Origin of the sequence: Idiomarina baltica OS145, assembly GCF_000152885.1 — a bacterium.
Taxonomy (GTDB): Bacteria; Pseudomonadota; Gammaproteobacteria; order Enterobacterales; family Alteromonadaceae; genus Idiomarina; species Idiomarina baltica.
In genome coordinates, this window is the sequence record NZ_AAMX01000042.1 from 1 (window position 1) to 9,056 (window position 9,056).

8 protein-coding genes are annotated in these 9,056 nt (G+C 45.7%); all 8 read right to left on the bottom strand.

Going from position 1 to position 9,056, the window contains the following annotated elements; translation table 11 throughout:
• Positions 1-277 precede the first annotated feature (277 nt).
• Positions 278-1,033, bottom strand: a complete 756-nt coding sequence (gene cysQ, locus OS145_RS01380; RefSeq protein ID WP_006954164.1) for a 3'(2'),5'-bisphosphate nucleotidase CysQ — start codon at positions 1,031-1,033, stop codon at positions 278-280.
• Positions 1,033-2,535 (bottom strand): glucose-6-phosphate isomerase, encoded by a 1,503-nt coding sequence (gene pgi / locus OS145_RS01385; RefSeq protein WP_006954165.1) that lies wholly within the window; start codon positions 2,533-2,535, stop codon positions 1,033-1,035. The genes cysQ and pgi overlap by 1 nt, the downstream gene beginning before the upstream one ends.
• 14 nt (positions 2,536-2,549) lie before the next feature.
• Entirely contained in the window at positions 2,550-3,572 is a 1,023-nt protein-coding gene (gene galE, locus OS145_RS01390; RefSeq protein ID WP_006954166.1) for a UDP-glucose 4-epimerase GalE, read from the bottom strand.
• Between the two features lie 74 nt (positions 3,573-3,646).
• The gene (locus tag OS145_RS01395) at positions 3,647-4,813 is read right to left on the bottom strand and encodes a nucleotide sugar dehydrogenase (protein ID WP_006954167.1); all 1,167 of its coding nucleotides are present in this window, start codon (positions 4,811-4,813) and stop codon (positions 3,647-3,649) included.
• 19 nt (positions 4,814-4,832) lie between these two features.
• The gene (locus OS145_RS01400; RefSeq protein WP_165477435.1) at positions 4,833-6,977 is read right to left on the bottom strand and encodes a YjbH domain-containing protein; all 2,145 of its coding nucleotides are present in this window, start codon (positions 6,975-6,977) and stop codon (positions 4,833-4,835) included.
• A gap of 5 nt (positions 6,978-6,982) precedes the next feature.
• Positions 6,983-7,837, bottom strand: coding sequence for a capsule biosynthesis GfcC D2 domain-containing protein (locus OS145_RS01405; RefSeq protein WP_006954169.1), 855 nt, complete (start codon positions 7,835-7,837; stop codon positions 6,983-6,985).
• Entirely contained in the window at positions 7,837-8,574 is a 738-nt protein-coding gene (locus OS145_RS01410; RefSeq protein ID WP_006954170.1) for a YjbF family lipoprotein, read from the bottom strand. The genes OS145_RS01405 and OS145_RS01410 overlap by 1 nt, the downstream gene beginning before the upstream one ends.
• A 96-nt stretch (positions 8,575-8,670) precedes the next feature.
• The gene (locus OS145_RS13360; RefSeq protein ID WP_006954171.1) at positions 8,671-9,027 is read right to left on the bottom strand and encodes a hypothetical protein; all 357 of its coding nucleotides are present in this window, start codon (positions 9,025-9,027) and stop codon (positions 8,671-8,673) included.
• Positions 9,028-9,056: the final 29 nt, after the last annotated feature.

The window sequence follows — 9,056 nt, forward strand, 5'->3', positions numbered from 1 at the left end:
AACTGGAGACCACTGTTGTGCTGACGCAATGTTTTGCCCACTCACCTCGGGAGCATAGTTTGTATCATCGCTGCCCCCACATGCCGTGAGGCCTAAAAGCACTGCTGCTGACAGAGAGGCCAGCTTGAAAGATTTGGTTGTCATGGGAACCTCGTTGTTGTGTTTTTACCCAGGACCACCAATCCTACACCAAGTTGTTAATATTTAGTAACCCCCAAATCGAACAAAATGTAACATTTTGTAAATTAGTTGTTACTAATATTTCATATTCTCATAACTATATGACATAAGCCCTTGTTTTAGCGATAAACGACGGATTTAAGAAGGACTCTTTTTGGTTATACCGCAAGGGTTCTCCGTTAATTTTATTTACAACACCCCCTGCTGATAGTAATACAGCTTGACCGGCGGCAATATCCCATTCGCTGGTGGGCCCTAGGCGAGGATATAAATCTGCTTTGCCCGCTGCAATCCAACACAGTTTGAGTGCGCTTCCCACTGCAATCGTCTCATAAGGCACCGTGAGTTGCTCAAGCCAAGTTAAGGTTTCTTCAGAAGGGTGTGAACGTGAGATCATCACACGTAGTGTTTCTGGCACTCGAGTAACCGCAGTAATCGATTGTCCATTAAGCTCTGCGCCGACATCGCGCTCACCGTAATAAAGATCATCTAAAGCAGGTGCATAGACAACCCCTAAAATGGGAACTCCCTGCTCGATCAACGCGATATTAACGCTAAACTCATCGTTACCTTTAATGAATTCTTGCGTGCCATCTAGAGGGTCAACTAACCAGTAACGATGCCAGTTTTTGCGTTGGCTCCAGGAAATATCACAACACTCTTCCGATATCACAGGGTATGTTGTTGCTAGTTTTCGCAAGGCATCGACAATCACATGGTGCGCCGCTAAATCAGCCTGGGTCACAGGACTCTCATCAGCTTTCGTTGAAACCTGAAGCGAATGCTCTTGCTTTACCCGCATGATAGCCGCCCCTGCCTCTCGCGCAATGCGTATCACGTCGCGTTTAAACATTAGCTGTCTCTATTTATATGCTGGCGATAATAATCTATCAACGCGTTAGTCACATCGTCGAAGTCTTCACTCTGATTATCCGAGAGCGCATCTAGCACTGAGAGGGCGTACTTTTTACCTTTCTCAACACCCGGTTGGTCAAAGGAGTTAACATCCCACAGCAGTCCTTGAATGAATATCTTGTGTTCGTACACTGCTATCAATGCGCCAAAGCTCTCTGGCGTCAATTCATCTAAGAGAAGAAGATTCGATGCATGACTCCCCGGGTAATTATCGCGCGGCGATTCAACACTTTTGTCACCCCACCACAGCAGGCGTCGATGAGCTAGACAGTTTGCCACAGAGAGCCGTTGTTGCTGTTGCAAAGAGGCTGCTACTTGTGGAGGAAACCTCGTAGCACTTCGATTAAGAACCAGTACGAAATCAGCCGCAAAATCATCGTAGCCTTGATGTAAATGCTGATAAAAGGCATGTTGCCCATTTGGACCAAATCCGCCCCATAAAATGGGTCCTGTCGGCTGATGCAAAGATTTATTGTCACGTGTGGCCTGCTTACCATTACTTTCCATATCCAGTTGCTGAAGATAGGAAGGCAGCATGCGTAAACGCCCATCATAAGGCAAAATTGCTAAATTATTGATGCCCTTTTGCTGACGTAAATAGACACCATTTAACGCCAATCGAACAGGTACGTTGTCGTTATCTGGTACAGTTAAAAAATGCTCGTCCACCGCTAACGCACCGGCTAACATCTTACAAAATGGCGCCATACCGATAGACACTGCAATACTGAGACCTATCGTGGACCACAGCGAGAAACGCCCGCCTACGCCTTCGTCAAAGCTGAGCTGGTGATGTTCAGGTATACCGTAAGCCGTCATTTTCTCCTTATTAGAAGACACACCAATGACATGGTGCTCCAGCCAAGCTGACTCGGACATGACATGATTCACCCAGCACTTTACGGTGTCCACATTCGCGAACGTATCTATCGTGCCAAATGATTTTGAAGCAATTACAAATAACGTGGTTTCTGGATCAACGATAGGAAGGACTGCGTATAGCTGCCCACCATCCATCGATGAGACAAAGTGGACATCAACCGCGCTTGAAGACGATTCATCATCAAACTCTTTGAGTGCAAAACTTGCCATTTGAGGACCTAAATCCGATCCTCCGACACCAATATTTACAACGTCGGTAATGGGTTTTCCCGTGACACCCAGCCACTGACTCGAGCGAATTTTGTTTACAATCGCTGTAAAAGAATGAGTGGGTTGTTGAAGTGCTTCAATGGCCGCACGGCTTCTACACAACGTATGAGTGACCTTTCGACCCTCTGTCACGTTCTTATATTCGCCAATAACCAGTTGCTGCTTTGCCGGTTTAAGGTCAATCTCGGTAAGGCGTTGCGCACGCCAATCGTGAACGTCGTCAAATAAATAACTATCGTCAAGTGAGAGCAGTGTGCGGTTTGAGTCAGTGCTTTTTATTTTTAACATGATGAGTCTATCGCTTATTGGTCGTATCCATTCGGGTTCTGCGACTGCCAATGCCAAGTATCTCGCATCATTTCTGCTAATTCACACTTGGCTTGCCAACCTAGCAGCTTGCTCGCCTTTTCTGGGTTTGCAAAACATTTTGCAATATCACCCGGTCGACGCTGCGCAACCGTATAGGGGATATTCAATCCAGACTGTTGCTCAAAAGCGTCCACCACTTCCAAGACTGAGTAGCCTTTACCTGTGCCTAAGTTAAAGGCCTCAAAACCTTGGTGACTGTCCATATAACGCAATGCCGCAATATGTCCTAACGCCAGATCGACAACATGAATATAATCACGAACGCCCGTGCCATCGGTCGTATCATAATCATTACCGAATACCTGTAACTGATCGAGTTTACCTACAGCGACCTGACTGACAAAAGGCACGAGATTATTCGGTATACCATTGGGGTCTTCGCCTATTTGGCCAGATCGGTGTGCACCGACTGGGTTAAAATAGCGCAATGTAGCGATGCGCCAACGAGGATCCGAAGCGGCTAGATCCATCAGCATCCGCTCCACCATATATTTGCTGGTTCCGTACGGATTTGTCGTTGCACCAATCGGCATTGACTCACTAATTGGCGATTGCGCGTTTGCTCCATAAACTGTAGCTGACGATGAAAAAATCAGTTCAAATACATTATTTCGCGCCATCACCTCACACAGCGTTAACGTACCCGCGACATTATTTTGGTAATATTGAATGGGCTTTTCCACACTTTCACCGACCGCTTTGTGGCCAGCAAAATGCAACACAGACTGAATATTATGGTTCTCAAATACTTGGTTTAATGCCTCTGCGTCACGCACATCGACCTGTGCAAAGGTCACGGATTTTTGTGTCAATTGCTCAACGCGCTTTAAACTCTCACGGCTACTATTTGAGAGATTATCAATGACTACCACCTCATAGCCGTTATTTAAAAGTTCGAGGGTTGTGTGGGAGCCAATATAACCTGTGCCACCTGTTAATAGGATACTCTTATTCATTCACCGGCCTTTTAAAACTATAGTTATTAGCGTATGTCTGTTTCACTAGAAAGATTATCAAATGATATTAATGTTTAATCGGCATTAAACAAATCTCTGGTGTAAACGCGATCTGCAACATCGAAGAGTTCTTCGGTAAGACGATTACTCACAATCAAGTCCGCTTTACTTTTAAATACTGAGAGATCACGAATAACCTCACATCCCAAAAAGTTTTCCTCTTCGAGCACCGGTTCATAGATAACGACATTAAGTTGACGTTCCTTCAAACGGCTTATGATTCCTTGCACAGCGGAAGCCCGAAAATTATCAGACCCGGTTTTCATCACCAAGCGATAAATACCAACGTGTTCGGGTTGTTTGGCAGCGATTTGGTGCGCTACGAAGTCCTTTCTGGTTGTATTCGCATCGACTATCGCTTGTATCAGCGTTTGCGGCACTTGATGATAATTTGCGAGGAGTTGCTTGGTGTCCTTGGGTAGACAATAGCCACCATAACCAAAGCTTGGATTATTATAGTGATCACCAATTCGAGGGTCGAGACAAACTCCCTCAATGATTTGCCGCGTATCTAAGCCGTGGACTTCGGCATATGTATCAAGTTCATTAAAGTAGGCAACACGCATTGCTAAGTAGGTATTCGCAAATAGTTTGATAGCTTCTGCTTCGGTGCTATCGGTTGTCAAAACTGGAATATCTTGCTTAATCGCGCCTTGCTGCAATAAGCCCGCGAATAAATTTGCCCGCTCGGAGCGTTCACCTACAATAATACGTGAAGGATATAAGTTATCAAACAACGCCCTACCTTCACGTAAAAACTCAGGTGAAAACATAATATTGTTGGTATTAAACTGGCGTTTTATTTTCTCAGTATAACCTACAGGCACCGTGGATTTAATCACAATGACTGCATCAGGATTGACTGTAATAACTTGCTGAATGACACTTTCGACCGACGCGGTATTAAAGTGATTCGTCATCGGATCATAATCTGTCGGCGTAGCTACAATCACCCAATCACAGTCACTAAATGCTTCTGCTGCATCATTCGTGGCGTTGAGAAATAATGGTTTTTCCGTTAAGTACTGCTGTAATTCTGTATCCACAATCGGTGCTTGCCTACGGTTAATGGAATCGATCTTCTCAGGATCGATATCGTAGGCAACCACCTCGTTATTTTGCGACAGTAGCACCGCATTGGAGAGACCGACATAGCCTGTTCCTGCAACTGTAATTTTCACTTCTCTCGCCTTCTTCGCTCTACTTATATAAATCAGATTCGGTATAGTAGCGGTTACGCGGCTCGGTCACGCCAAATAAACGTTGTGAACGCATCAACATTTGACCGCCATCGCGTGTAAGCGGTGTCCAGCCAAAACTGGCACGACCAACCGAGTCATAAATCTGCATCAAGTCAAACGGAATACTTAAGTAGAAGCCTTTAGTAAAGCTGCCTTCACCGTACTCGTCTGCCGATACATCAGTCTTCGCGGCATAAGCGCCAACGATAATACCACTATCGAATTTCTTCTCGAAGTTCACTTGCACACCGACGTCCTTGGCCAAGAAGCGTCCCAATGCCACTTTCACAAGAACATCATCAAGCTTGGGGACTTTCCAATAGCCCGTCACATGTCCGGTCACGACCGAGTAATCGCGGAAGCCAGTATAACTATCAAAGTCGCGCTGCTTTGCATAGTTAATATCAATACCAATCGCCCAGCCCTGATTGAGTGGATTGTATAGGGTCTCGAACCCGACACCACCAAACATTCGTTCGAAATACCCACCATAAACTGAGGTATACAAATTTTGATTCCATTGCTTGATATAAGTCGCTTGCAGATCATCTAGCCAAACATCAGAGTAAGTGACGTACTCACGAATATAGGTACGTACCCGAGGCAATGGCGCCTCATCTGAGCCAGGGACTAAGAAATTAAATTCGTCATAATTGGTCAGTAGATTTACACCCAGAGCGCCGGTTACAACAAAATTATTGGCTAACTGCCAATTCATTTGTATGTCGGCGCTCAGCTGGTACATGTAAAAGTTTTCAGGACCGCCAAAACTCTGGACTAAATAAGGACGAGCACTGACACGCGGCCAACCAAGCTCGAACGGTTGATCATATAGCGTGTTATCCTGTGACTCATTTACTTCCGTCAGTCGATAGATTTCATCATGTTTTGTTAAGTAACGTTGCTTCACATTATCTTCAAGCTTTACAGCATCAACGTTAGTTTGACTCATCGGCATACCCAGAACGCTATCGATAAATTGATACTGCTCAATCGAGTCAGGAAGTTCTGTCAGTAAAACGCGAGAAGATCTATCCAGCGCCTCCATTTGATTACTATAGCCAATAGGGTAACCGGTTAACGAAAGCGTTTTACCATCGTCTGAAAGCGCGATATTGTGGCTCAGCCAACCGCCCTCGGCGCGTAAATCCGTGACTAGCTTATCCGTATTGACTTGCTTCATATCGACCGGACGATCAGCAAAGTCTGACTTATCGCGTTTGCGCTCACGCTTTTTATATTGCTTAATATCATTAAAGTTAGCACGTAGGTTAAACCCGAACATCCATGTGTTGCCGCGTTCATAACTTAACTGCACGTTTAAGTTATCAGTCACCCGATAATGCACACCATAATTAAAGTGACTGTCTTGTACAATTGGCGTACCAGACACTTCATCCGAGTAATCATTCCCCTCGTATTCCACTTTTATTGATAAAGGATCCCATGGCGTCTGATATTCAACGCCAGCAAATAGCGACGTGTCTCCTCGGAACCACTTATCCGTCTCAAAGGTGCCGCCCCGTGCGGTGGTGCCCTCAGGTCGATTACAAAAGCGGTCCGTGACTTCGCAAAATGGATTCGAGATATTATCGTTTGTGCCTAAGTTCCCCCAGCCTAATCCGAGAGTAAAATCAAAATTCTTATAGCGTTTTGAGGCAACGATGTACTCGCCGGCAAACTTTCCCGTTCCAGCAAGGTCACGTAATCCCACACTTAATTCGGGTATCCATTTCGACTCTTCCCACAAACGAAATTTAACATCGACACCTCGATCCTTATAAGTTTGATCGCCACTAAACTCTGGAGATGAGCTGTATAAGCGTGTACGAATATCGTTATATCGAATAGTCGCTTCAAACCAAGGGAAAAGCTGCATGTTGAATGCCATACGACGATATTCTTCGTTGTCGTAATAAAATAATGTGAACTCACCTGAGCGCCCCATTCGAGCCGTCGGCATTTGCATTAAGCCAACGCCACCAAAGTCACTTTGCGTTGGCTGTCCAATCATATGCTCACTGATATCTTGCGCTTGCACCTTCGTTACCGAGAACACGGCTGATAGCAAAAATAGTGGGGTTATATGTTTCACCGTTTTCATAGAACTCATTGAAATATCGCTCGATGTTTAAGTAATTGGCTTATTCGTTTATTGAGGTTTACTGCATTCTTTAATCCCACAAAGATTATGTCGCCCTCATTGACTGCCTCATCTGGCCAACAATCAATGCCTTGCCACTGTTCGACATCGATCCATGGCAGTGCCGTTTCATGTCTGTAACAGACCGCAGCTTGGTTTTGATTATAAACCGCCGCAGGCATGTGAATTACGGTTCCATTTTGTTTGATAAGCCAAACACGACTATCTAAAGCATGTGGATTGGGCTGAGCACGTTCTAAAGCGGTTACCAAGTCAGTTCCAGGTTCAACTAAAATTGGTGAATTGACGGCGCCAACCACCTCTGCTTTTATAACATTCTGAGTCTTGGGCGAAACCAGCGTTAACTGCGTGCGCTGTTTAGGTAACTGCATTTGTGGATTAAAGTTCTTATGGGCCCGTAACTGATAAAATGGAACACCGATGAAGTGCGATCCCGCTAACGGTAAGGCTGCTAGCCAACTGCGGATATCATTTAACGCTGCCGCTCGTTCTGACTCACCCGAACTCAATGCACTTTGTTTTTGTAAGTTTAATTCAGCTAGCACTGCAGTTCTTTCGCGCTCTACTTGTCGAGTGAGATCATCTGAAACAAGTCGCGAGGCAGCCCAGTTGTAAACGGTCGGATCGTTCACTTGTTGTGCTAAGAAGTCACCCAACGTCGCATTTGGATTAATCGTGTAATTATGTTCGCTAGTTGCGGTTTTCCAAGTCAACGTGACGGGATGATGTTGCTGTGCTAAAGCTGAAAACGACACAATTAACAACCCGGCGACTAACGTTTGGAACATACGATTCATCATTATTCAAGCCCACCTATCATCTTGATTGACTCAGTCGTCAGACGCGGAAGTTCTGGCACCAGCTGTTGGTCACTCTTGATTAACTGATGATGAGCAAACCAATACGTATTCTTGTATTTATGCGAACCACCGTGCTGGGCTTTTACCGTCAATGTCTCAGTGACTTTTACTGCATCTAACGTGGCATTCGAGAGTGCGACCGATTCATGGCTCACCTCGCTAATCTGGCTCGTTAGATCGTAGCGAATATCACGAAAATCGGAAGTAACGGTTGCCATCGCTTGCCAGGATTTAGCACAGTTTTGAGGGGCTTGCGCGCTGCGCAGATAACAGTTTAAAGGATCCGTTTGAGCACTCTCGATACCGAGCACATCATACTTTACGGCACTAAACTCGTCGCGCAAGTTGCGTGTCCCATACAGACGTCCGTTGCGTAACAATATGATTTCATCATCTTGAGCGGCCCACTGCGTTTGTTGTCCGTACGCTGCCGAGTGATCGATAAACGTCAGTACTATCGCGGCTCTAGGTTGACCGCTTAACGTTGCGTACGTTGTAGCATAGTTTAATTGATTTATTTGCGAAGCGGTCAAGGTTACGTCCTGAGGTCCCGAAAATGCGAATTTCACCGTATCGGCAACACTCGAAACCCGTGACCCACATGCGGACAGCAGCCCACTGACAATTAGTAGAGCGAAAAACCTTTTACTTCGTTTACAGGGAAACGCGATACCCATAAAGATGTTCCATCTTTGTTACGTTAATTTCTAATGACAAAAGACATAAAAAAACCGCTGTTCTCACAGCGGTTTTAGCCCATACTTCCCAAATGATTAACCGTTGGTCGATGTATTTGTAGAAGTCGTGGTTGTTGTTGACGTATTTGTACTCGTAGTCGGAGGCGTGCCACCGTTGTCTCCGTCATCGATTTCTGCATCGTCTGCACCACCGTCTGTAGCTACTGCTGTTCCAACAACGACGCTCGTTGCGATAACACCAATAGCACCGGCGCTCAAACCACCAATGCCAGCGCCAGCTGCGCCAGCAGCGCCTGCGCCTGCGCCTGAACCAGCGCCAGCGCCAGATGCTTGAGCAGCACCACCACCGTTGCTACCAGCAGCTTGTGCTGATGCAATACCTGGTGCTGCGGCTAAAAGCGCAGCAGCAAATAATGCTGTTAACTTTTTCATAAATTACACCTCTGTGTACACTTGCTAAA

Excerpts from the sequence above, each read along its gene's own strand:
- cysQ (WP_006954164.1), bottom strand. The coding sequence starts at position 1,033 with ATGTTTAAACGCGACGTGATACGCATTGCGCGAGAGGCAGGGGCGGCT.
- pgi (WP_006954165.1), bottom strand. The coding sequence starts at position 2,535 with ATGTTAAAAATAAAAAGCACTGACTCAAACCGCACACTGCTCTCACTT.
- galE (WP_006954166.1), bottom strand. The coding sequence starts at position 3,572 with ATGAATAAGAGTATCCTATTAACAGGTGGCACAGGTTATATTGGCTCC.
- OS145_RS01400 (WP_165477435.1), bottom strand. The coding sequence starts at position 6,977 with ATGAAAACGGTGAAACATATAACCCCACTATTTTTGCTATCAGCCGTG.
- OS145_RS01405 (WP_006954169.1), bottom strand. The coding sequence starts at position 7,837 with ATGATGAATCGTATGTTCCAAACGTTAGTCGCCGGGTTGTTAATTGTG.
- OS145_RS01410 (WP_006954170.1), bottom strand. The coding sequence starts at position 8,574 with ATGGGTATCGCGTTTCCCTGTAAACGAAGTAAAAGGTTTTTCGCTCTA.
- OS145_RS13360 (WP_006954171.1), bottom strand. The coding sequence starts at position 9,027 with ATGAAAAAGTTAACAGCATTATTTGCTGCTGCGCTTTTAGCCGCAGCA.